The sequence below is a fragment of the Bradyrhizobium sp. CB1015 genome (assembly GCF_025200925.1).
Taxonomy (GTDB): domain Bacteria; phylum Pseudomonadota; class Alphaproteobacteria; order Rhizobiales; family Xanthobacteraceae; genus Bradyrhizobium.
The window spans coordinates 6,277,360-6,300,543 of record NZ_CP104174.1 but is presented as its reverse complement, the minus strand read 5'-3'; the positions used below and the strand labels follow the sequence as shown (position 1 = coordinate 6,300,543).

Here is a 23,184-nt window from a genome sequence, read left to right as displayed (position 1 = left end):
GATGACCGCAATCCTCACCAACCTGTTCGATGGCGTCGCCTACGGCATGCTGCTGTTCGTGCTCGCCTGCGGGCTCGCGGTCACGCTCGGTCTGATGAACTTCGTCAATCTCGCCCACGGCGCCTTCGCGATGGCGGGGGGCTATATCTGCATGGTGCTGGTCAACCGGATGGGCTGGCCGTTCTTTGCCGCCCTGCCGCTCGCTTTCGTCTCCTCAGCTGCAATCGGCATCGCGCTCGAACGGACGCTGTACCGTCATCTCTACACCCGCAGCCATCTCGACCAGGTGCTGTTCACGATCGGCCTGACCTTCATGTCGGTGGCAGCCGTCGATTACATCCAGGGGTCCTCGCGGGTCTTCATCAATTTGCCCGCCGCACTCCAGGGCCAGTTCGACCTGTTCGGCGTCGGCATCGGCCGCTACCGGCTGATGATCATCGTGATCTGCGGCCTGCTGACCATCGCGCTTCAAATGGTGCTGGCGAAGACGCGCTTCGGGAGCCGGCTGCGCGCCGCGGTCGATGACCCCCGCGCCGCGAGCGGTCTCGGCATCAACGTGCCGCAGGTGTTCGCCTTCACCTTTGCCTTCGGTTGCGGGCTCGCCGGCCTCGGCGGCGCGCTTAGCGCCGAGATCCTCGGCCTCGATCCGTATTTCCCGCTGAAGTTCATGATCTACTTCCTGATCGTGGTCACCGTCGGCGGCTCGTCCTCGATAACGGGCCCGTTCCTCGCCTCGCTGCTGCTCGGCATCGGCGACGTCGCCGGCAAATATTACGTGCCGAAGATGGGCCCCTTCGTGATCTACACCATGATGATCGTGATCCTGATCTGGCGCCCGAACGGCCTGTTCGGCCGCACGGCCGCGCGTTGAGTTCACCGATGAGCGCTGCTTCCGACGTCGGCCATCATGCCCAGCGCCAGGCGCGCTGGCACTATGGCGAAATCGCGTTCTGGCTGATTGTGCTGGCCTGCGGTTTCGCATTTCCGTCGCGCTATCTGATCATGACCGACATCCTGCGCCTCGCGCTGTTCGCGATGTCGCTCGATCTCATCCTCGGCTATGCCGGCATCGTCTCGCTGGGCCATGCGGCGTTCTTCGGCGTCGGCGCCTATGCCGCGGGGCTGCTGGCGCTGCACGGCATCGTCAAGGAGCCCGTGCTGGCGCTGATCGTCGCCGGCCTTGCCGCCATGGTGCTCGGCTTTGCCACCAGCTTTCTGGTGATCCGCGGCATCGACCTGACGCGCCTGATGGTGACGCTCGGCATCGCGCTGTTGCTGGAAGCGCTCGCCGAACGCTTTTCCAACATCACCGGCGGGACCGACGGCCTGCAGGGCATCGAGATGCAGCCGATCTTCGGCCAGATCCCCTTCGACATGTTCGGCAAGGCCGGCTTCTTTTATTCGCTCGCCGTGTTGTTTCTGCTGTTCCTGTTCGCCCGCCGCGTCGTGCATTCCCCGTTTGGCCTGTCGCTGCGCGCCATCAAGAACAATCCGCTCCGGGCCGCCGCCATCGGCATTCCGGTCAACCGTCGCCTGATCGCGATCTATACGCTGGCCGCGTTCTATGCCGGCATTGCGGGGGCGCTGTTCACCCAGACGACCGCGATCGCCTCGCTCGACGTGTTCGCCTTCGAACGCTCGGCGGACCTGATGCTGGTGCTGGTCATCGGCGGCACCGGCTATCTCTACGGCGGGCTGATCGGCGCGGTGATCTTCCGCATGCTCCAGGAATTGTTCTCGACCATCACGCCGCAATACTGGCAGTTCTGGATCGGCCTCGTGCTGGTGGTGGTCGTGCTGGTCGGCCGCCAGCGCCTGCATCGCTGGGTGCTGTATGTGCCGAACCTGATCATCAGGCAGATTGCGGGCCGCAAGGCGATCGTCGCCGTGCCGGAGAGCGATTCATGACCATCGCGCTCGAAACTCAAAATCTCGAAAAGCAGTTCGGCGGCCTGCGCGTCACCCGCGATCTGTCCTTGAAGGTCGAGCAGGGCGCCCGCCACGCGCTGATCGGCCCGAACGGTGCCGGCAAGACCACGGTCATCAACCAGCTCACCGGCGTGCTGAAGCCGAACTCTGGCCGCATCCTGCTCGAAGGCCAGGACATCACTGATCTGCCGGTGCACAAGCGCGTGTTGCGCGGCCTGTCGCGCACCTTCCAGATCAACCAGCTCTATCCTGATCTTACGCCGCTTGAGACCATCGGCCTTGCCGTCTCCGAGCGCCTCGGCCATGGCGGCGACTGGTGGCGACGGATGGGCACGCGCAGCGACGTCAATGGCGAGATCGCCGATCTGCTCTCCCGCTTCCACCTGCTCGATGTCATGAACGAGCAGACCGTGACGCTGCCCTACGGCAAGCAGCGCCTGCTCGAGATCGCGGTCGCCATTGCAGCCAAGCCGCGCGTGCTGCTGCTCGACGAGCCCGCCGCCGGCGTACCCGAGAGCGAGCGCCACGATATTCTCGCCGTCGTCGGCAGCCTGCCGCGGGACGTCACCGTGCTGTTGATCGAGCACGACATGGACCTCGTCTTCTCTTTCGCTGATCGCATCTCGGTGCTGGTCTCGGGCGCGCTGCTGACCGAAGGCCCGCCCGAAGAGGTCGCGCGCGATCCGCAAGTGAAGGCGGTCTATCTCGGCGAGGAGGCGGTCAATGTCTGACCTGCTCGCGATCGATTCACTTCGCGCTGGCTACGGCGAGGCGGTGGTGCTGCCGAAGATGACGCTCCGCCTCGTCGAAGGACAGGTGCTGGCGCTGCTCGGGCGCAACGGCACCGGCAAGACCACGCTGATCAATTCCATCGTCGGCGTCACGCGCCGCTTCGCCGGCTCCATCGCGCTGGCCGGCACCGACGTCACGGCGATGCGACCCGACCAGCGGGCGCGCGCCGGCATCGGCTGGGTGCCGCAGGAGCGCAACATCTTCCGCTCGCTGACGGTGGAAGAGAACATGACCGCGGTGGCGCAGCCTGGTCCCTGGACGGTGGAGAAGGTCTACGAGATGTTCCCGCGGCTGAAGGAGCGGCGGAGCAATTTCGGCAATCAGCTCTCCGGCGGTGAGCAGCAGATGCTGGCGATCGGCCGCGCGCTGACCCTCAACCCGAAAGTCCTGCTGCTGGACGAGCCGACTGAGGGCCTTGCCCCCATCATCGTCGAGGAGCTGCTCAAGGCGATCGGGACCATCACCCGGGCAGGGGGCATCTGCTCCATCATCGTCGAGCAGAATGCCCAAAAGATTCTGGGGCTCGCCGACCGCGTTGTGATATTGGAGCGCGGAACGATCGTCCACGACGCTACGAGCGCCGCGCTGAAGACCGACCCCTCTGTCCTGGAGCGCCATCTCGGCGTCGCCGGGGCGAGGGCCCACTAGGATGTCCAGGGAGTGACACATGCAGCGAACCAAAGCCCCCTTCCGCGCCGACGAGGTCGGCAGCCTCCTGCGTCCCGCCAAGATCAAGGAAGCCCGCAGCCGGCTGGAGAAGGGCGAGATCTCGGCTGACGATCTGCGCAAGATCGAGGACATGGAGATCGAGAAGGTCGTGCACAAGCAGGCCTCGATCGGGCTGAAGCTCGCGACCGACGGCGAATTCCGCCGCTCCTGGTGGCATTTCGACTTCCTGGCCAAGCTCACCGGCTGCGAGCTGTTCCACCCCGACACCGGCATCCAGTTCACGGGCGTGCAGACCCGTCACGATGCGGTCCGCGTCATCGGCAAGCTCGATTTTCCCGATAGCCACCCGATGCTGGATCACTTCCGCTTCCTGAAGAAGGTCGCCGACCAGGCCCACGTCACCGCCAAGATGACGATCCCTTCGCCGGCGGTGCTCCACTTCCGCGGCGGCCGCAAGTCGATCTCCAAGGACGTCTATCCCGATCTCGATGCCTTCTACGAAGATCTCGGCAGGACCTATCGCAAGGCCGTGAAGGCGTTCTACGACGCTGGCTGTCGCTATCTCCAGTTCGACGATACCGTCTGGGCCTATCTCTGCTCGCAGGACGAATTGCAGAAGGCGCGCGAGCGCGGCGACAATCCGGACGGCCTGCAGCAGATCTATGCCCGCATCATCAACTATGCGCTGGCGGAGAAGCCGGCCGACATGGTGGTGACCACGCATGTCTGCCGCGGCAATTTCCGCTCGACCTGGATTTCCTCGGGCGGCTACGAGCCGGTGGCCGAGACCCTGCTCGCCGGCACCAATTACGACGGCTACTTCCTGGAATACGACAGCGATCGCGCCGGCGGCTTCGAGCCGCTGCGGTTCCTGCCCAAGGGCAACAAGGTCGTCGTGGTCGGCGTCATCACTTCGAAGTTCGGCGAGCTCGAGAAGAAGGACGACATCAAGCGCCGCCTGCAAGAAGCCGCCAAGTTCGCGCCGCTGGAGCAGCTCGCATTGTCCCCGCAGTGCGGCTTCGCCTCGACGGAAGAGGGCAACATCCTCTCCGAGGAGGAGCAGTGGGCCAAGCTCAGCCTCGCGGTCGAGATCGCGAAGGAAGTGTGGGGCAATTGAGGCCCACAACCAGCCGGAGCTCGTGTCCCGGACGCACTGCAACGCTCTTGGCGTTGCTGCGCTGCGTCCGGGGGCACAAGAGAGCTTCATTTCTCCGCCAGATAAACCTCGCCCAGCAGCGACGAGTTCGACCACGGCACCTGCTTGTTCTTCGTGGTCGAGACCACCTCGGCCCGCACCCGGGTGAGCATCTGCTGCACCTCCAGCCCGGGCGTGCCGATATGGCGCGACAGGGCGACGGAGAACGGGGAGTTGGCGCCGTCGCCGTCGAGCGCCACCTGGCCCGGCGCGGTGGCGAATGCGATCAGCGTGCCGGCCCCCAATGTCGCACCGGTGCCGAGACTCGTGGGCGCGGCGAGGCCCGAGGCGCCCTCGATGCCGCGATTGTTTCCGGCAGATGCGACCTGCTGCGCCATTGGATTGTTGCGGCAGGCATCGAAGATCAGGATGTTGGTGCGGACCTGGTCGTCGAGCCCGGCCATGATCGTGTCCATGTCGATCATCGCCTCCGTCAGGCTCGCGCCCGGCTTGAGCGCGACGTCGACCGGAATGAGATAGTTGCGGCCCTCGACCTGCACGCCATGGCCGGCATAATAGACCAATGCCACCTGCGCCCGCGCGGCCTCGCGAAGAAAGTCGCGCGTCATCTTCTGCATCGCGGCGCGATCGAGATCGACGCCCTCCGACACGCTGAAGCCGATGTCGCGCAGGCTCTTGGCGACCGCGCGCGCATCGTTGGGTGGATTGGGCAGCGCCTTGACATGAGTATAGGCGCCATTGCCGATCACCAGCGCCATGCGCGTGCCGCGGACGGCCGGGGCTGACGATTGTGTCGGTGCCGCGCCGGTCTGCTGCGGCGCAGGGGCGGAGGTCGGCTGGATCGTCGGTGAGGGCGCATCGCGCGGGATCGGCGCGACCGCGTCCGTCAGCAGCGACAGACGCACCTTTGCGGTCGCCTGGTTGGCCTTGCTGCCAGCGTCAGACGCCACGATCGCCAGCGTCGCCTTGTAGTCCTCGCCGGCGCGGGCGTAGTCGCCCTTGGCTTCATACGCCAGCGCGCGATTCGTGTAGCCGGAGATCAGCACGCTGTTTGGCGGCGTCATGATGTTGACCGGCGGCTTCTCCTTGGCGAGCCGGATCGCCTCGCCGCCGTCGGCGATGGCGCGATCGAGATCGCCCTTGGCGCGCCAGATCGCGGTACGGTTGATCAGCGGCTGCGGCAGCGAGGGATCGAGCCGGATCGCCTGGTTGATGTCGGCGAGCGCGCCATCGAGATCTCCGAGCGCTTCCTTGGAGATGCCGCGGTTCTGGAACGAGAACGCCGATTTTGGATCGGCCTCGATCGCCATGTCGTAGTCGGCAATCGCCTTGGCATAATCGTGCTTGCCGCGCCAGGCGTTGCCGCGATTGTGGAAGATGATGCCGCTGGGCGGACCGAGCTTCAGCGCATCGTCGAAATCGGCGATCGCGATCTCGTACTCGCCCTTGTCGTAATAGGCCGATCCCCGCAGATTGTAGACCGCTTGGCTCGGCTGCAGCCGGATCGCGTCCGTCGCATCGGCGATGACCTTGGCGTAATCGCCTTTCTTGTTCCAGCCAACCGCACGCCAGAAATAGACGGTGGCGAGTTGCTCGCCCTTGAAGACTTTCAGCGCGATGATCTTGGTGTAGGCGTCGACCATCTTGTCCGCCGGCGTGGTCTCGGTGGTGCAGAGCGGGCCGAGCTAGTTACGCGGTTGCGCCGCCGCCGGCGCGGACCAGTGCGCCAGCGTGAGCAGGCAGAGCGGGACGAGGAGGCGGCGCATGGTGGTCTCATGCGAGAGGAGAAGCGCTTGTTTGTTGCCCGGTAATGCGCCGGGGTTCACTGCTCCCCGCTCGCACATGAGCCCCGCATCCGCTATTCCCTGAGTGGGCAGAATTTGCTAAGACGCAGGTCCCAACCATCTTGCCCACCGACTTCCCACTCATGAAGAACGACGAAATCCTGAGCCAGATCACCGACTTCTGCCGCAAGGCGGATATGGCGGAATCGACGTTCGGCCGGCGCGCGGTGAACGATGGGAAGCTGGTGCATCGCCTGCGCGAGGGAAAGCGCATCACCATCGACACGTTGGAGCGGATCCAGGCCTATATGGCGGCGTCGATGGCCGGCGGCGTGCCGCCGCCGCGGGGACTTCAGGTACCCCCCGAGAAGCGTGATCCGCGCGGCAATTTCCGCTTCTTCGAGAACCGCCAGAAATACCTGCTGTTCGTCCACACCTGCAGCGAAAAGCGGGTGATCGCGGACCGCGTCGCGCTGGAGCTTGGCTCCATCCATCCGCGCCCGCCGGCGCTGCGCCTGTTCGACGCCGGCGTCGGCGACGGCACGGTGCTGGCGCGGGTGCTGCGCGCGACGCACCAGCGCTTTCCGCACATGCCGTTCTACGTCGCGGGCAAAGAGCTCAGCCTGGAGGATTTGCGCCTGACGCTGGAGAAGGTGCCGGACCGCATTTTCGAGCATCCGGCATCGGTGTTCGTGTTCACCAACATGTTTTACGCGGAGGCGCCCTGGCTGACGCCGGCTTCGCCTGCTGCGGCGGCTGCCACGGTCTGGCACGAGGTGCCGCTCCGCGGCGCTTCGTCGGGCGAGTTCGAGCAGCAGATCGCAGAGCTGAGGCCTTTCTTGGAGCAGAACTGGCGCGCTGCGATCAGCCCACGCACGGCCATGCCGCTCTACGAGCGGCCGGTCGTCCTCGTGCTCTATCGCGAGGATCACAGGTTCCTGCTCGATTCGACCATTCCGCGGCCGGGCCAGACTGAGGCCAATTTCGACCTCGTCATCGCGTCCCAGCCCTACCGGGCCCTGTCATCGGTCAATTTCCGGGCCAAGCGGATCATTGCACCTCTGGCGCGGGCGCTTCGGCCGGGCGGCAGGCTAATTGGAATCCACTCCCATGGGCAGGATCCGGGCATGGAAATGATCCAGGCGATCTGGCCTGGAGAAAATCCTTTCTCGGTGAGCCGCCATGAGCTACTGCGTGCAGTTAAGTATGAACTTGGATCGGTGGGCCGCGACTTAAATTTTAATGCATACGCGGATAACCGTTCGATCTTCAGGTATGATATGGAAGCGCTGCCCAACGAGGTCACCGGCACCATCGGGACTTCGACGGCCTTTGCAGCGTGGAATGCGGCGGTGTATGTCGCTCAGATTGAGGACGACCGATTGACAGAAATGACTCAAAACGGCCGCACTCTGGATGCCGCCAGGGACGTGCTGCGAAAGTACAATGGGCTCTGGTTTCTCGACGAATCCTACGTCATCTCGCGTCGGCGTGATTGACATCACCAAAAGTAAACATCGCAAACGCCCGCCGGCCAGCGGCGGAACAAGGGGTTACTGATGCGCGCGTCCTATCTCTTCACCAGCGAGTCCGTGTCCGAGGGCCATCCGGACAAGGTCTGTGACCGGATCTCCGATGAGATCGTCGACCTGTTCTACCGTGAAGGGCCGAAGGCGGGCATCGACCCGTGGCAGATCCGCGCCGCCTGCGAGACGCTCGCGACCACCAACAAGGTGGTGATCGCCGGTGAGACCCGCGGTCCGAAGTCGGTGACCAACGAGCACATCGAGAGCGTCGTGCGCGGCGCGATCAAGGACATCGGCTACGAGCAGGAAGGCTTCCACTGGAAGACCTGCGACATCGAGATCCTCTTGCATCCGCAGTCGGCCGACATCGCCCAGGGCGTCGATGCGCTGCAGCCGGGCGAGGTCAAGGAAGAAGGCGCGGGCGACCAGGGCATCATGTTCGGCTACGCCACCAACGAGACGCCCGATCTGATGCCGGCGCCGATCTTCTACGCCCACAAGATCCTGCGCCTGATCTCCGAAGCCCGTCACTCCGGCAAGGAGAAGGTGCTGGGTCCTGACTCCAAGAGCCAGGTCACCGTGCAGTACGAGAACGGCAGGCCGGTCGGCGTGCGCGAGATCGTGGTCTCGCACCAGCATCTGGTTCCGGACCTGACCTCGAACCAGGTCCGCGAGATCGTCGAGCCCTATGTGCGCGAGGCGCTGCCGAAGGACTGGATCACCCCGAAAACGATCTGGCACATCAACCCGACCGGCAAGTTCTACATCGGCGGTCCCGACGGCGATTCCGGCCTGACCGGCCGCAAGATCATCGTCGACACCTATGGCGGCGCGGCCCCGCATGGCGGCGGCGCGTTCTCCGGCAAGGATCCGACCAAGGTCGACCGTTCAGCGGCCTATGCCGCGCGCTACGTCGCCAAGAACATCGTCGCCGCCGGCCTTGCCGACCGCTGCACGCTCCAGCTTGCCTACGCCATCGGCGTGGCGCGTCCGCTGTCGATCTACATCGATACCCACGGCACCGGTAAGGTTTCGGAAGACCAGCTCGAGAAGGCCGCCGCAAAGGCGATGGACCTCACCCCGCGCGGCATCCGGACCCATCTCGATCTCAACCGGCCGATCTACGCGCGCACCTCGGCCTACGGGCATTTCGGCCGCACGCCCGACAACGAGGGCGGCTTCTCCTGGGAGAAGACCGACCTCGTCGAGCAGCTCAAGCGCGCGCTCTAGTCCTTGCGTCATTCCGGGACGCCGCGACAGCGGCGAACCCGGAATCTCGAACCTTCCAGATTCCGGGTTCGCTCGTTTGACGAGCGCCCGGAATGACGAGCCCAACAAACAGGAACCCCCTATGAACGCGAAGCCCGGCTTCACCGATTACATCGTCAAGGACATTTCGCTCGCCGATTTCGGCCGCAAGGAGCTCTCGCTGGCCGAGACCGAGATGCCCGGCCTGATGGCCACCCGCGAGGAGTACGGCCCGAAGCAGCCGCTGAAGGGTGCCCGCATCGCCGGCTCGCTGCACATGACGATCCAGACCGGCGTGCTGATCGAGACGCTCGCCGCGCTCGGCGCCGACATCCGCTGGGTCTCCTGCAACATATATTCGACGCAGGATCACGCTGCCGCTGCGATCGCCGCCGCCGGCATTCCCGTCTTCGCCGTCAAGGGTGAGACGCTGAAGGATTACTGGGACTACACCGCAAAGCTGTTCGACTGGCACGGCGGCGGTCATCCGAACATGATCCTTGATGACGGCGGCGACGCCACCATGTATGTCCATCTCGGCCTGCGCGCCGAGAACGGCGACACCGCCTTCCTCGACAAGCCCGGCTCCGAGGAAGAGGAAGTCTTCTTCGCGCTTCTGAAGAAGCAGCTCAAGGAAAAGCCGAAGGGCTACTTCGCCGGGATCGCCAACAGCATCAAGGGCGTTTCCGAGGAGACCACGACGGGCGTGCATCGTCTCTATGACATGCAGAAGGCGGGCACGCTGCTGTGGCCGGCAATCAACGTCAACGACAGCGTCACCAAGTCGAAGTTCGACAACCTCTATGGCTGCCGTGAATCGCTGGTCGACGGCATCCGCCGCGGCACCGACGTGATGCTGTCGGGCAAGGTCGCGATGGTCGCGGGCTTCGGCGACGTCGGCAAGGGCTCGGCCGCCTCGCTGCGCCAGGCCGGCTGCCGCGTCATGGTGTCGGAAGTCGATCCGATCTGCGCGCTGCAGGCGGCGATGGAAGGCTACGAGGTCGTGACCATGGAAGACGCCGCGCCGCGCGCCGACATCTTCGTCACCGCCACCGGCAACAAGGACATCATCACGATCGAGCACATGCGCGCGATGAAGGATCGCGCCATCGTCTGCAACATCGGCCACTTCGACAACGAGATCCAGATCGCGTCTCTGCGCAATCTGAAGTGGACCAACATCAAGCCGCAGGTCGACGAGATCGAGTTCCCCGACAAGCACCGCATCATCCTGCTGTCGGAGGGCCGCCTCGTGAACCTCGGCAACGCGATGGGCCATCCGTCCTTCGTGATGTCGGCGTCCTTCACCAACCAGACGCTGGCGCAGATCGAGCTGTTCGCCAACAACAAGGACGGCAAGTACGAGAAGAAGGTCTACGTGCTGCCGAAGACGCTCGACGAGAAGGTCGCCCGCCTGCACCTCGCCAAGATCGGCGTCAAGCTCACCGAGCTGCGCAAGGACCAGGCCGACTACATCGGCGTGAAGCAGGAAGGCCCGTACAAGTCGGATCACTACCGCTACTGAGCCACCGGTTCGACAAACCATCGACGCAAAGCCCTGGAGCGATCCGGGGCTTTTTTTGTGTGTGCCGAGTATGAACGACAGCTTGGAGGTGGAAGTCCTCTATCCAGCCTGATGACGGCGAAGGATTAGCGAAGCGCAAGGGCGTCATCGCGAGGTGGGGTCTGAAGACAGCGTGGAGCAAAGCCGCGGCTCGATGGACAATTACCGGATAACGAGGCCTACCCGGCCGGACGAGCGAGCACATGATCGCGAAGTCCATGGTCATCAAGGGACGGGGTGGTAAATCCGGCGAGCGTGCGGTGAAGGCGGTCGGTCTTACCTCGGGAGGTCTGTGCTGTGTCCCGGCAACGGGACTGAGGTCGTCGTAAGGCGATCTGACCGCAGCGCAGAAGTCAGCAGCGGGCATAGTAGGCGGCGGCGTGCCGCCGAAGGCCCAAACGGTAGAAGCGGTTAGTAGAACGGTGATCTCGCGCGAGCCATGCGGCAGAAGAATCAGGTCAAGCTGAACTTGGGCACCGGAACGAAGGGTGAAGCCCCGAACGCCGCCGCCCGAGAGACCGTAGCGCGCGCGGCGGCCACCGCCCTCGAACGCCCGGCGGACGAAGGGCCGTCGATGGAAGCAGTTGTTGGGCGTGAGAATCTGAAGAAAGCGTTGGCGCAAGTGACGCGCAACAAGGGCGCGGCGGGCGTCGACGGGATGACCGTCGGCGAGCTGCCGGGCTACCTGAAAGAGCATTGGCCCACGATCCGGGCCCAGTTGCTTGAGGGCACCTACAAACCGCAGTCGGTGCGGCGGGTGGAGATACCGAAGGCGTCGGGCGGCCTACGGCTGCTTGGCATCCCGACGGTGCTCGACCGCTTCATCCAGCAGGCGGCGATGCAGGTGCTACAGGCGGATTGGGATGAGACGTTCTCCGAGACCAGCTTCGGCTTCCGGCCGGGGCGCTCGGCGCATCAGGCGGTGGAGCGGGCGCAGGCGTATATTGCGTCCGGACATGCCGTCGTCGTGGACATCGACCTGGAGAAGTTCTTCGACCGGGTCAACCACGACATCCTGATGGGGCTCATTGCCAGGCGGGTGGCTGACAAGCGCCTCCTCAAGTTGATCCGTGGCTTCTTGACCACGGGTGCGATGGAGGGAGGACTGGTCAGCCCGACGGAGGAGGGCACGCCGCAAGGCGGTCCGCTCTCGCCGCTATTGTCGAACCTGATGCTGGATGTGCTGGACAAGGAATTGGAGAAGCGCGGCCATCGCTTCGTGCGCTATGCCGACGACTGCAACATCTATGTGCGCAGTCGGAAGGCGGGTGAGCGGGTGCTGGCGGGCATCGAACGGTTCCTCGAAAAGCGCCTCAAGCTCAAGGTCAACAAAGCCAAGAGCGCGGTCGCCAAACCGAGCGTTCGCAAGTTCCTGGGCTTCAGCTTTACCGGCGAAAAAGAACCGCGCCGGCGCATCGCGCCGCAGGTACTCGCCCGCTTCAAGGCGAAGGTCCGAGGACTGACGCGACGCACCTGCGGCCGAAGCCTCGCGCAGATTGCCAAGGAGCTGTCGCGCTATCTGATCGGATGGCGCGGCTACTTCGGCTTCTGCCAAACCCCGTCGGTATTGCGCACACTTGACGAATGGCTCAGGCGGCGGTTGCGCGCCATCGCCTGGAAACAATGGAAGCGCGGTGACACTCGTTTTGCCGAGTTGCGACGTCGCGGCGTCGGCCGGGAGCTGGCGGCACAAACCGCCGGCAGCCCGCATGGCCCTTGGCGGCTCGCCAACAGTCCTGCGCTCACCATCGCCATGCCAATCGCGTTCTTCGGCACACTCGGCTTGGCTTCCGTCGCGGCACAGCGGCCCGCATAATCCACCGAACCGCCGTATACGGACCCGTACGTACGGTGGTGTGGGAGGGGCGGAGTCGCGAGGCTCCCCCCTATCCCGATTTCGGGACATGGAATTCAATTCGCTTTGCGGTTGCGGCACGCTGATTGCCGATTGACGGCCAGCAGCGGCAGGCGGACAATCCTCCTCGGCGGAGGAGACCATGCAACAAGAACATTTCGACGTGCTGATCGTCGGTGCCGGCCTGTCCGGTATCGGCGCGGGCTATCATCTGCAGACCAAGTGTTCAGGCAAGAGCTACGTCATCCTCGAGGGACGCGACTGCATCGGCGGCACCTGGGACCTGTTCCGCTATCCCGGCATCCGCTCCGACAGCGACATGTTCACGCTGGGCTATTCGTTCAAGCCGTGGACCGATCCGAAGGCGATCGCCAACGGGCCGCAAATCCTGAACTATGTGCGCGAGACCGCAGCCGAGAACGGCATCGACAAGCACATCCGCTATCATCATCGCGTCAAGCGCGCGGCGTGGTCGACACCGGACGCGCGCTGGACGGTCGAGGCCGAGCGCATCTCGGGCGAGGGCGCGGCTGAGCTCGTGCGGTTTACCTGCAATTTCTTATTTCTGTGCTCGGGATATTACAAATACGAAGCGGGCTACACCCCGGAGTTCAAGGGTGTGGCGGATTTTGCCGGCCGCATCGTGCATCCGCAGAAATGGACCGAGGACATCGACTACGCGGGCAAGCGTGTCGTCGTGATCGGCTCGGGCGCGACAGCGGTGACGCTGGTGCCGGAGCTCGCCAAGAAGGCGGCGCAGGTCACCATGCTGCAGCGTTCGCCGACCTATGTGGTGTCGCGGCCGGCGCAGGATCCCCTCGCCAACAAGCTGCGCCGCAATCTGCCGGCGCGGCTCGCCTATCACCTGATCCGCTGGCGCAACGTGATGTGGGGGATGTTCTTCTTCCAGCTCAGCCGGCGCAGGCCGGCGAAGGTGAAGGACCTCATCCTCAAAGGCGTGCAGATGGCGCTCGGCCCGGACTACGACGTCGCGACCCATTTCACGCCGCGCTACAATCCCTGGGACCAGCGGCTGTGCCTCGTGCCCGACGGCGACCTCTTCAAGGCGATCCGTGAGCAGCGCGCCAGCGTCGTCACCAGCGAGATCGACACCTTCACGCATGACGGCATCCGCCTGAAGGACGGCCGCGAGCTCGCCGCCGACATCATCGTGACGGCGACCGGGCTGGTGCTCCAGGTCGTCGGCGGCCTCGAGGTCAGCGTCGACGGCCGCTCCGTCGATTTCGCCAACACGCTGACCTACAAGGGCATGATGTATGCCGATGTGCCGAACATGGCTTCTGCCTTCGGCTACACCAACGCGTCCTGGACGCTGAAATGCGACCTCACCTGCGAATATGTCTGCCGCCTCATCAACTACATGGACCGGCACAATTTCCGCCAATGCATGCCGCACAATGACGATCCCACCATCACCGCGCAGCCTTCGCTCGATTTCACCTCGGGCTACGTGCAGCGCTCGATCGCCAAAATGCCGAAGCAGGGTTCGAAGCGGCCGTGGCGCCTCCACCAGAACTACGCGCTCGACATCGTTTCCTTGCGCTTCGGTCGGATCGACGACGGCGTGATGCAGTATTCCTGATCTTGCTACGTAGGATACCGGGATAGCCTCGCGTTCGCTTGAGACGAATCGCGACTTGCGGTAGTATTTTTACGCTGCAAGAAGTTTATTTCGGACAACGTCTGAGTTCCGCGTCGTTGCCGTCTTAAGGGGAGCGCGGGACATGCACGTCCTTGCCCTGGTCACGCAAAAAGGCGGAAGCGGCAAGAGTACGCTGTCCGTTGGACTGGCGGTGGCAGCAATGCAGCGCGCTGAGCGCGTCGCTCTCATTGAGGCGGACGCGCAAGGTACGATCTCGAAATGGAAAGAGCGCCGCGATCATCCCTATCCCCGCGTCGAGCGCGTTACCGATCCTGCCGAGATCGAACCGTTGATCGCGCGCCTGAAGGCCGAAGGCGTCTGGCTTGCCATCATCGACACGGCTGCCACGACCAACAGCCTGGCGATGCGCGTCATCGCCTGCGCCGATCTCTGTCTCATCCCGGCGCGCCCGAGCCCGGCCGATATCGAAGCCGCAATTCCTACACTGATCGCCATTCGCAGGCTCAACCGCCGATTTGCCTTCATCCTCAATCAGACGCCGACGCGGGGGTGCCGGCTGAGCGAAGCTGCCACATCGCTAAGCTCGCTCGGCGTGCTTGCGCTCCCGTTTATTGCGCAGCGTAACGATCACCAGGATGCGCTCGGAGCAGGGTTGGGCGTGACGGAGTTCGCACCGGCGGGCAAAGCTTCGGACGAAATTGTAAGTTTGTGGGGTTGGATCGCGGCGCACTTGGCCGAGGAGTCGGACGATTATGGGAAAGGCGCGCTCAAAGCTGCCTGCTGACGTTGCACGCACCGGGCGTCGCTCACTGCTGGAACTGGCGGCGGAAGTGAGCCGTGCGGTCGACGAGGGCTTGGCCATGCCGCCGGGCTCAGTCGCCGTCTTCCCCCAGGATGCGCCGCAGATTGCGCAAGAAGCGCCTGCTCCGACTGTTCCGGTACAAGAAGCGGCCAGCGTCATCGTTGCAAGACCTGAACCTCTGAGCAGTACCACCACTGATCTCATCGTGGACATGGCCAAGGAGTATCAAGCCCGCGCTTTGGACGGCATGAGCGCTACGCTCAACTACGCCAACGACCTCGCAAAGTCACGGCTAGTCAGTGTGACATCAGAGGCCAGTGGAACCGTCGTCGTGGAAAGTGATCTCATCGACGCGATTGGAACGGCAGCCGAGTGTCGCACCGTCGTGCTTGAACTGATGAAGATCAATGCGGGCGCGACCTTGGAGTATGCGCGGGAGTTAGGCCGTGCAAAAACGCTGGCGGAGTTGGTTGACCTGTCGGGCACGCGTGCGCGAAAGCAATGTGAGTTAGTCCTGAAGCAAACCGAGTTGCTGAGGTCGCTTGCTCAAAGCATGACAAAGCCCAGTGCCAGGTGATGCCGCTCGCCTGCCATCATCGCGCTCAGGATCTGCGAGGGACGATCAGGGCGCGGCCGAGATCGATTACCAGTGCCAGCATCACCGCACCACCGCCGAGGCCGAACAGGACGAGATAGTCTCCGCCGGTCTGCGCATAGGTCATGTCATCCTCTTGCGCGCAACGGCGCGCGGATCATCCTGTCTGGGCGGCGCGGCGGCGGCGGAATTCCTGCACGGGCAGGCCGCCCCAGCCCCAATTGTCGGTGTCGACCTCCTCGATCACGACGAAGGTCGATTCGAGCGGCTTGCCGAGCACGTCGCGCAGCAGCTCGCTCGAGCCCTTGATCAGTGCGGCCTTCTCCTCCGCCGTGAGCGACGCCGAACCCGGCGTCGTTCCCTCGCGGGTCACTTGAATGGTGACGATGGGCATTGTCGTTCTCCTCCTCTCAGTGGCCGGCGCTCTGGCCGCCGTCGACATGCAGGATCTCGCCGGTGACGAAGGAGGCACGTTCGAGATAGAGCACGGCATCGACGATGTCGGACATCTCGCCCATGTGGCCGACCGGGTGCAGCGCGTCGAGCTGGGCGTGCGTCGCGACCGGGTGCATCGGCGACTTGATGATGCCGGGCGACACCGCGTTCACGCGGATGCCGCGCCTGGCATATTCGATCGCGAGCGACTTGGTCGCGGCGTTCAGCCCACCCTTGCTCAGCGACGCCAGCACCGAGGGCACGTTCGAATTGGCCTGATCGACCAGCGTGGTCGTGATCTGGACGACGTGGCCAGACCCCTGCTTCTCCATTTCGGCGATGGCGAGCTGCGTGATGTTGAAGAAGCCCGCGACGTTGGTGCCCATCACTGCGGCATAGTCTTCGGCCGTGTACTGCGTGAAGGGCTTCGCGACGAAGATGCCGGCATTGTTGACCAGTGTGTCGACCCGGCCGAAGCGGGCGATCGCTTGCGACACCACGCGCTCGGCGGTGGACCGGTCGGCGATGTCGCCGGCAATGGCGAGGACGTCGTCGTCGCCCGACGGCTTGACGGAGCGCGCCGTTGCGACGACGCGATAGTTGCGATCGCGAAAACCCTGGACCAGGGCGGCGCCGATACCCTGCGATGCACCGGTGATGATGGCGACCTTCTGCTCGATACCCATGACGGACTCCTGTTGTTGGCTTGAAAACCTGCGCCAGCGGCGGCTGGCTTGGGCGTTGAGGTACGCTGCGGCGGCTTGCTTGCGAATATCCGCTGCCCGGCAGACACTCTTTCGCGGCGCGAACGAATGCCGGACCGATCCTTGCGGAGGTTGTCGCAGCCGACGCAAACGCCTAGCTTTCAGCCGAAATCTCAGGGGGCTGCGGCGAGCGCATGGATCGTCTGGACGCGATGAAGGTGTTCGTCCTTGCGGTGGACGAGGGTAGCCTCGCTGCCGCAGGACGCCAGCTCGGCCGCTCGCCGGCGGCGGTGAGCCGCGCCATCGCCTTTCTGGAAGAGCGGGTCGGCGCCGAGCTGCTGTACCGAACGACACGCTCGATCAAGCTGAGCGAGGAGGGCGAGCGCTATGTCGCGATCTGCCGCCGCGTGCTCACCGAGCTGGAGGAAGCCGAGGACATCGCGGCCGGACCGCGCACGGCACCGCGTGGTCTGCTCACGATCACCGCTCCGGTGGTGTCGGGAGAGATGGTGCTGCGGCCGATCCTCGACGCGTTTCTCGACGCCTATCCGACCGTGTCGGCAAAACTCCTGCTGTTCGACCGTGCGGTCAATCTGATCGAGGAAGGCGTCGATATCGCGCTTCGCATCGGTCCGCTGGCGGATTCGGCGATGGTGGCGATGCGGGTCGGCGGGATCAGCCGCGTCGTGGTGGCCGCTCCCCGCTACCTGAAACAGCATCCGCGCATCACTGAGCCGGGTGATCTCGCCAAGCACCAGATCGTCGCGATGGCGCATCTGCCGAATTCCTGGACCTTTGCGCCGCAGGCGGGCTCGTCGGCGCCGCGCACGGTGCAGTTCACGCCTCGGCTTGTCGTCAACAGCACTTATGCAGCCGTGGCCTCCGCGGTCGCCGGGCGCGGGGTGGCAAGGATGTATTCGTATCAAGTGGCCGAGCAGGTCGCGCGCGGCGAGCTCGAGATCGTGCTTGCCGGCGACAACGATCCGGAGATGCCTGCGCATCTGATCTGTCCGCAGGGCCGGCTCTCGGTACCGAAGGTGCGCGCCTTCACCGACTTTGCCGTTCCGCGGCTGAAGAAGCATTTTGCGCAGCTCAAGAAGAGCCTCGCTGCGCGCTAGACATTGCGGCCGCGCCTCTTCGGCTGGACGGCTGAATCGCCGATGGTTCCACAACGGTTAACGCCGATTTAACAGATGAGTTCTAGCCTGTCTCGGCCGGGGTGACTCGCAAGGCCGAGGTGAGCCCAATGGAAGCCCAGAGAATAGCGGTCGACGCCGTGGTCGCGCTGACCGATTGCGACCGCGACACCGTCATCGCCTTCATCCGTCGCCTCTACCTGGCCGGGGTCACCGACCCCAAGCGCCTGACCTTCAAGGGCCTGCAGGCGCTGTCGCGGGCCTGATTCGGCTCGTTTCGGCCGGTTTGGACCCCAGTTCCATCCCCTTGCTCTCTCCGGCGTGATTGCAACCCACCGGTGAATATCTTGCCGCTGGGCCCTCCTCGGGCTACACGACACCCGGCTGGGTCATTTGGGATTGGGGAAATGCTGAAACAGCTTTTTGCGCCGCAGCTCGCCATTTTGTATGTGCTTGCGGCCTCGACGATTTACGTTCACTTCCGCGGCAAGCAGCGGCTGCGCTTCGCGCGCCAGCTCGGCGACCACTCGACCTATCTCGCGCCCTACAACGTGCTGATGTATGCGGGCTCGGCGGTGCCGAACAAGCCGGTGATCTCGGTCGATCAGTTCCCCGAGCTGAAGCCCCTCAGCGAGAACTGGGAGACCATCCGCGACGAGGCCGTGCGCCTGTTCGACGAAGGTTTCATCCGCGCGGCGGCGAAGAACAACGACTGGGGCTTCTACTCGTTCTTCAAGAGCGGTTGGAAGCGGTTTTACCTGAAATGGTACGACGACTTCCTGCCGTCGGCGAACACGCTGTGTCCGAAGACGGTGGAGCTGCTCAAGTCGATCCCGAGCGTGCACGGCGCGATGTTCGCGATGCTGCCGCCGGGCGGCAAGCTGGGCGCGCATCGCGATCCCTTCGCGGGCTCGCTGCGCTATCACCTCGGCCTGGTCACACCGAACTCGAACAAGTGCCGGATTCTCGTCGACGGTGTCGAATGCGTCTGGCGCGACGGCGAAGCCTTCATGTTCGACGAGACCTTCATCCACAGCGCCGAGAATGCGACCGACGTCAACCGCATCATCCTGTTCTGCGACGTCGAGCGCCCGATGAAGTACGGCTTCATGACCGCGATCAACCGCTGGGTCAGCCATCACATCGTCAAGGCATCGGCGACCCAGAACGTCGACGGCGAGAATGTCGGCGTGCTCAACAAGATGTTCGGCAAGCTCTACGAGATTCACCTCGCCAGCCGCAAGGTGAAGGAGTGGAACCGCAACGTCTACTACACGCTGAAATACTCGCTGACGGCGCTGATCCTCGGCCTGATCGTGTATTCGGCACTAAATTGAGGCAAATGCGCGGGGCGGATCGGCGAAGCTTGGTCCGCCGTCGGGTCATGTCGATCCACCCTGGCGCGATCGTCTGGTCCCGGTCGGCATTGTCTAAAGCATGATCCGGAAAAGTGCGAAGCGGTTTTCCGGAAAGATCATGCGTAAACAACAACCTAAAGCGCGATGACGATTCATCCGAATTTCATCGCGCTTTAGTGATGGTGCTTGTGCGCTGCGGAGCCGTCGGGATGCTGATAGCCCCGTAACTCTGCATACCGCTGCATCTGGCTCTGATCGAGCAAGGCAGCGGTCGACAGATGATATTTGAGGTGGCTCTCGCGGAGCTGCCCCTGAGTTTCGGCAATGGCCCCAATGCTGGTCTTGAGCGCTTCCGATGTGACCGCACGGGATGAGAAAAGGTCTTCTAGCGTTCTCTCTTGCTCGACGAGCTTGTTACCCAGCGGAACGGCTTCTTGTTTCATGGCATCGAACAGCCGTTGAACCTCGGCGCGCTGATCGGCGGTCAGGCCGAGACGATCACTGAGCTCGAGTACGTGGCTGGGACCGGGATATCCATTGAGCTCCGCAGCAAGAGCCAGGCCCATCCCGCGTCCGGCGCGGAGATCGTCGATCTGTTGCTGTGACAGCGCCTTGATGGGGCGCTTCTCGAGGCCGGCATAGGGTTGACTGGACTGCGCGCCGGCTGCGCTACCGGTGAGGAGGAGGGAGGCTGCAAGCAGAAGCAAGCGGTTCATGAATCTGGCTCCATACAACGGAGCCGGCCGATGTCGAAGCATCGAGCCCGGCTGTGACGTGACCCCTGTCGCGATCGAGTGATCCCGGAGCGCAAATGTTGCGGGATAGTTCGGCCCATGGCAACAAAGATCGCCGCGATTGAGTTGCCGAATGTGGAGCAGGTGATGGCCTCTTTGCCGACCGCGAATGCAGAGATCACGCAGTTCTTCCGCGAGTGGCTGGAGACCTTCGCAGGCTATGTCCGCGAGGTCGACTATGCCTCGGCGCGGCCGCTCTTCCATCCCGACGTGCTCGCTTTCGGCACCCATAACGACGTCATCCCCGGCCTCGATCAATGGGTCAAGACGCAATGGGACCACGTATGGCCGAAGACGACCGACTTCCGCTTCGTCCTCGATCAGACTTCCGTTCTGGCATCACCGGACGGCAGGATGGCAACCGTGATCGCGCCGTGGACGAGTACGGGCTATCATCCCGATGGCAGCACCTTCGCGCGGCCGGGCCGGGCGACGATGGTGTTTTCAAGAAATGGCGATGGATGGCTGTGCGTGCATTCGCACATGTCGCTCAATCGCGGCGTGCCGCAGGCAAGCCACGCCAATCGGCCGGTGAAGGCCTGGTAGTGCGATCGGAATAGAAAAGGCCCCGGTCAGGTCCGGGGCCTTATTGAAATCGTTGGGCGGCTTACTCCGGCTGGCCGATGCTCACCTTCAGCGTGCCGACGCCGTCGACGCCGCATTCGAGCTTGTCGCCGGGTTGGAGCTGCGACACCCCGGCGGGCGTGCCGGTCATGATGATGTCGCCGGCGGCAAGCTTCACCTGCTGGGAGAGCTGCCAGATGATCTCAGGCACGTTCCAGATCAATTCGGTGAGGTCGCCCTTCTGCGCTTCCTTGCCGTTGACCGTCAGCCAGATCTTGCCCTTGGCGGGATGGCCGATCTTCGAGGCCGGCTGCAGCGCGGAGCAGGGCGCCGAATAGTCGAACGACTTGCCGATCTCCCACGGGCGCTCCTTCTTGCGCGAGGCGATCTGGAGATCGCGCCGGGTGAGGTCGATGCCGACGGCGTAGCCGTAGACGTGATCCAGCGCCTTATCGGCGGGAATGTTCAGCCCACCGCTCTTCATCGCGACGACCAGCTCGACCTCGTGATGCAGATCCTTGGTCAGCGGCGGATAGGGGATGGTGGCGCCGTCGGGCACCAGCATGTCGGCATGCTTGGCAAAGAAGAACGGCGGGGCGCGCTCGTCATTGCCCATCTCGCGGATGTGCTCGAGGTAGTTGCGGCCGACGCACCAGATGCGGCGCACCGGATAACGGCCGCTCTCGCCGACGACGGGAAGCGAAGCCTGGGGCGGAAGCGGGATGACGTAGGAGGCGGCGTTCATGGAGCGGTCTCGCTGGTCTTGAGGTGGAACGAACTCTATGCGGTTGCGCTGATCGGCGCCAGAGCGCCGGCGTCGTGATGCTGCAGGCGGAAGAACGAGGCATAGCGGCCGCCGCGGCGGAGCAGCTCGTCATGGCGGCCCTGCTCGACGATCTCGCCGCCCTCGACCACCAGGATGCTGTCTGCGTGCATGATGGTGTGCAGGCGGTGCGCGATCACGATGGTGGTGCGGTTCTGGCACAGATGCTCGATCGCTTCCTGCACCTGCCGCTCGGATTCGGAATCGAGCGCGGCGGTGGCCTCGTCCAAGAGGATGATCGGCGCGTTCTTGAGCAGCGCACGTGCGACCGCAATGCGCTGGCGCTGTCCGCCCGAGAGCTGCGTGCCGTGCTCGCCGACCGGCGTGTTGTAGCCGAGTGGGAAGCCCACGATGAAGTCGTGCGCGCAGGCCGCCTTCGCCGCCTCGACGATCTCGTCCTCGCTTGCGCCCGGCTTGCCGAAGGCGATGTTGTTGCGGATCGTATCGCGGAACAGATAGACGTCCTGGCCGACATAGGCGGTCTGGGCGCGCAACGATTTGCGCGAGACCGATGAGATCGACTGGCCGTCGATGGCGATGTCGCCCTGCGTGACCTCGTAGAAGCGCAGGAGCAGCGCCAGCACCGTCGACTTGCCGCCCCCGGAGGGGCCGACCAGCGCAGTTACCTTGCCGGGCTCGGCCACGAAGCTCATGCGGTTGAGCACGGTCTCGCCCGAGCGATAGGAGAAGCTGACGTCGCGCAGCTCGATGCGGGCATCTGTCAGCTTCAGCGCCGGCTTGTCGTCGTCGGACTGCTCGCTGGCCGGGCTGTCGACGACTTCGAGCAGCATGCGGGCGCCGACCAGCTGGCTGTTGAGATCGATGTTGAGCCTGGCCAGCCGCTTGGCCGGCTCGGTCGCCATCAGGAACGCGGTCATGAACGAGAAGAACGCGCCGGGCGTGGCGTTGAGCGCGACCACGGCATAGCCGCCATACATCAGGCAGCCCGCGACCGCGAAGCCGCCGAGCATCTCCATCAAGGGGTTGGAGCGGTTGGCGACGCGGGCCATCTTGTTGGCGTTGCGCTCGACGATCGCGATGTTCTCGTCGATGCGCTTCTGCATGGTGCCTTCGAGCGTGAACGCCTTGACGGTGCGGATGCCCTGCAGCGATTCCTGCATGGTCTCCATGATGTCGGCGGTGCCGGTGAACTGGTTGAAGGCGAGACCCTTGATGCGCTTGACCAGCTTGCGCAGCACCAGCATCGCCGGCGGCACCGCGACAAGGCCGATGAACGACATCAGCGGGTCCTGCCAGACCATCACGCCGATCATGGCGAGCAGCATCAAGAGGTCGCGCCCGATGGCGTTGACCAGCATGTTCAGCACGTCCGTGATCGACTTGGCGCCAGCGGTCAGCCGCGCCAGGAACTCGGACGAATGCCGCTCGGAGAAGAAGCCAACGCTTTCGCGCATCAGCTTGGCGAACAGCTGGCGCTGGTTGGTGGCGAGGATGGCGTTGCTGATCTTGGTCAGGATCACCATGTGGCCGTAGGTCGCCACGCCCTTGACGAACAGCAGAGCGACCGTGATCCCTGAGAACATCGCGATGCCCGGGATGTTCTTGTCGACATAGGCCTGGTTGATGACCTGGCCGAGGACGTAGGTCGCAGCAGCGGTCGCACCGGCGGCGAGCGCCATCAGCGCGAAGGCCACGAGGTAGCGCCGCCAGTAGACGATTCCCTGTTCCGTGATCAGGCGGCGGATCAGGACCGCTGCCGCGTAGGGATCGTCGGTGATTTTCTTTGGAAACTGCGCCATCCGGTGTCCATTGACGGCGCAGGACAAAGCCTGCCCGCGCGTCAGGGATCGATGGGCCTCTGTGCC

The 23,184-nt window shown here is 64.1% G+C and carries 21 protein-coding genes and 1 pseudogene; 16 read left to right on the top strand and 6 right to left on the bottom strand.

Features of this window, described 5'->3' with window-relative positions; genetic code table 11:
* Position 1 precedes the first annotated feature (1 nt).
* From N2604_RS29580 to N2604_RS29560, 5 genes are read left to right on the top strand one after another with little or no spacing between them, the layout of a single operon-like run.
* A complete protein-coding gene (locus tag N2604_RS29580; protein ID WP_028137574.1) occupies positions 2-871 on the top strand; it encodes a branched-chain amino acid ABC transporter permease in 870 nt (289 codons plus the stop codon).
* Positions 872-879: 8 nt separating this feature from the next.
* Positions 880-1,908, top strand: a complete 1,029-nt coding sequence (locus N2604_RS29575) for a branched-chain amino acid ABC transporter permease (protein ID WP_260371571.1) — start codon at positions 880-882, stop codon at positions 1,906-1,908.
* Positions 1,905-2,660, top strand: a complete 756-nt coding sequence (locus tag N2604_RS29570) for an ABC transporter ATP-binding protein (protein ID WP_260371570.1) — start codon at positions 1,905-1,907, stop codon at positions 2,658-2,660. The genes N2604_RS29575 and N2604_RS29570 overlap by 4 nt, the downstream gene beginning before the upstream one ends.
* Entirely contained in the window at positions 2,653-3,369 is a 717-nt protein-coding gene (locus N2604_RS29565) for an ABC transporter ATP-binding protein (protein WP_260371569.1), read from the top strand. The genes N2604_RS29570 and N2604_RS29565 overlap by 8 nt, the downstream gene beginning before the upstream one ends.
* Before the next feature lie 19 nt (positions 3,370-3,388).
* Entirely contained in the window at positions 3,389-4,507 is a 1,119-nt protein-coding gene (locus tag N2604_RS29560; protein WP_260371568.1) for a cobalamin-independent methionine synthase II family protein, read from the top strand.
* Positions 4,508-4,593: 86 nt separating this feature from the next.
* Here N2604_RS29560 and N2604_RS29555 read toward each other — a convergent pair.
* Positions 4,594-6,312, bottom strand: a pseudogene (locus N2604_RS29555) (caspase family protein).
* A 161-nt stretch (positions 6,313-6,473) separates the two neighbouring features.
* Here N2604_RS29555 and N2604_RS29550 point away from each other — a divergent pair.
* The 7 genes from N2604_RS29550 (at position 6,474) to N2604_RS29520 (ending at position 15,526) form a co-directional block, all read left to right on the top strand.
* Complete coding sequence (locus N2604_RS29550; RefSeq protein ID WP_260371567.1) at positions 6,474-7,829, top strand: hypothetical protein; 1,356 nt, start codon at positions 6,474-6,476, stop codon at positions 7,827-7,829.
* A 60-nt stretch (positions 7,830-7,889) separates the two neighbouring features.
* Entirely contained in the window at positions 7,890-9,086 is a 1,197-nt protein-coding gene (gene metK, locus N2604_RS29545; protein WP_260371566.1) for a methionine adenosyltransferase, read from the top strand.
* 121 nt (positions 9,087-9,207) lie between these two features.
* On the top strand, positions 9,208-10,629 hold the full coding sequence (ahcY, locus tag N2604_RS29540; RefSeq protein ID WP_260371565.1) for an adenosylhomocysteinase: 1,422 nt from the start codon (positions 9,208-9,210) through the stop codon (positions 10,627-10,629).
* A gap of 478 nt (positions 10,630-11,107) precedes the next feature.
* A complete protein-coding gene (gene ltrA / locus N2604_RS29535) occupies positions 11,108-12,484 on the top strand; it encodes a group II intron reverse transcriptase/maturase (protein ID WP_260370535.1) in 1,377 nt (458 codons plus the stop codon).
* A 181-nt stretch (positions 12,485-12,665) separates the two neighbouring features.
* Positions 12,666-14,126, top strand: a complete 1,461-nt coding sequence (locus N2604_RS29530; RefSeq protein ID WP_260371564.1) for an NAD(P)/FAD-dependent oxidoreductase — start codon at positions 12,666-12,668, stop codon at positions 14,124-14,126.
* Positions 14,127-14,268: 142 nt separating this feature from the next.
* On the top strand, positions 14,269-14,931 hold the full coding sequence (locus N2604_RS29525) for a ParA family protein (protein WP_260371563.1): 663 nt from the start codon (positions 14,269-14,271) through the stop codon (positions 14,929-14,931).
* Positions 14,900-15,526: a hypothetical protein gene (locus tag N2604_RS29520; protein WP_260371562.1), complete on the top strand. Its 627-nt coding sequence runs from the start codon at positions 14,900-14,902 to the stop codon at positions 15,524-15,526. The genes N2604_RS29525 and N2604_RS29520 overlap by 32 nt, the downstream gene beginning before the upstream one ends.
* Before the next feature lie 175 nt (positions 15,527-15,701).
* Here N2604_RS29520 and N2604_RS29515 read toward each other — a convergent pair whose 3' ends face one another.
* A complete protein-coding gene (locus tag N2604_RS29515) occupies positions 15,702-15,938 on the bottom strand; it encodes a 4-oxalocrotonate tautomerase family protein (protein ID WP_260371561.1) in 237 nt (78 codons plus the stop codon).
* A 16-nt stretch (positions 15,939-15,954) separates the two neighbouring features.
* Positions 15,955-16,665 (bottom strand): SDR family NAD(P)-dependent oxidoreductase, encoded by a 711-nt coding sequence (locus N2604_RS29510; RefSeq protein WP_260371560.1) that lies wholly within the window; start codon positions 16,663-16,665, stop codon positions 15,955-15,957.
* 212 nt (positions 16,666-16,877) lie between these two features.
* Between N2604_RS29510 and N2604_RS29505 the strand changes: the two genes are divergently transcribed.
* The 3 genes from N2604_RS29505 (at position 16,878) to N2604_RS29495 (ending at position 19,156) form a co-directional block, all read left to right on the top strand.
* The gene (locus N2604_RS29505; RefSeq protein WP_260371559.1) at positions 16,878-17,801 is read left to right on the top strand and encodes a LysR family transcriptional regulator; all 924 of its coding nucleotides are present in this window, start codon (positions 16,878-16,880) and stop codon (positions 17,799-17,801) included.
* Positions 17,802-17,929: 128 nt separating this feature from the next.
* Positions 17,930-18,085: a hypothetical protein gene (locus N2604_RS29500; RefSeq protein WP_260371558.1), complete on the top strand. Its 156-nt coding sequence runs from the start codon at positions 17,930-17,932 to the stop codon at positions 18,083-18,085.
* Between the two features lie 141 nt (positions 18,086-18,226).
* Positions 18,227-19,156, top strand: a complete 930-nt coding sequence (locus N2604_RS29495) for an aspartyl/asparaginyl beta-hydroxylase domain-containing protein (RefSeq protein ID WP_260371557.1) — start codon at positions 18,227-18,229, stop codon at positions 19,154-19,156.
* 194 nt (positions 19,157-19,350) lie between these two features.
* On the opposite strand, the gene N2604_RS29490 is transcribed toward N2604_RS29495, so the two are convergent.
* Entirely contained in the window at positions 19,351-19,893 is a 543-nt protein-coding gene (locus N2604_RS29490) for a Spy/CpxP family protein refolding chaperone (protein ID WP_260371556.1), read from the bottom strand.
* A 165-nt stretch (positions 19,894-20,058) separates the two neighbouring features.
* Between N2604_RS29490 and N2604_RS29485 the strand changes: the two genes are divergently transcribed.
* Positions 20,059-20,517 (top strand): nuclear transport factor 2 family protein, encoded by a 459-nt coding sequence (locus N2604_RS29485; protein WP_260376327.1) that lies wholly within the window; start codon positions 20,059-20,061, stop codon positions 20,515-20,517.
* A 61-nt stretch (positions 20,518-20,578) separates the two neighbouring features.
* Here the strand turns inward: N2604_RS29485 and N2604_RS29480 are convergent, their stop codons facing one another.
* A complete protein-coding gene (locus tag N2604_RS29480) occupies positions 20,579-21,280 on the bottom strand; it encodes a fumarylacetoacetate hydrolase family protein (protein WP_260371555.1) in 702 nt (233 codons plus the stop codon).
* 35 nt (positions 21,281-21,315) lie between these two features.
* Positions 21,316-23,118, bottom strand: a complete 1,803-nt coding sequence (locus tag N2604_RS29475) for an ABC transporter ATP-binding protein (RefSeq protein ID WP_260371554.1) — start codon at positions 23,116-23,118, stop codon at positions 21,316-21,318.
* Between the last annotated feature and the right edge of the window lie 66 nt (positions 23,119-23,184).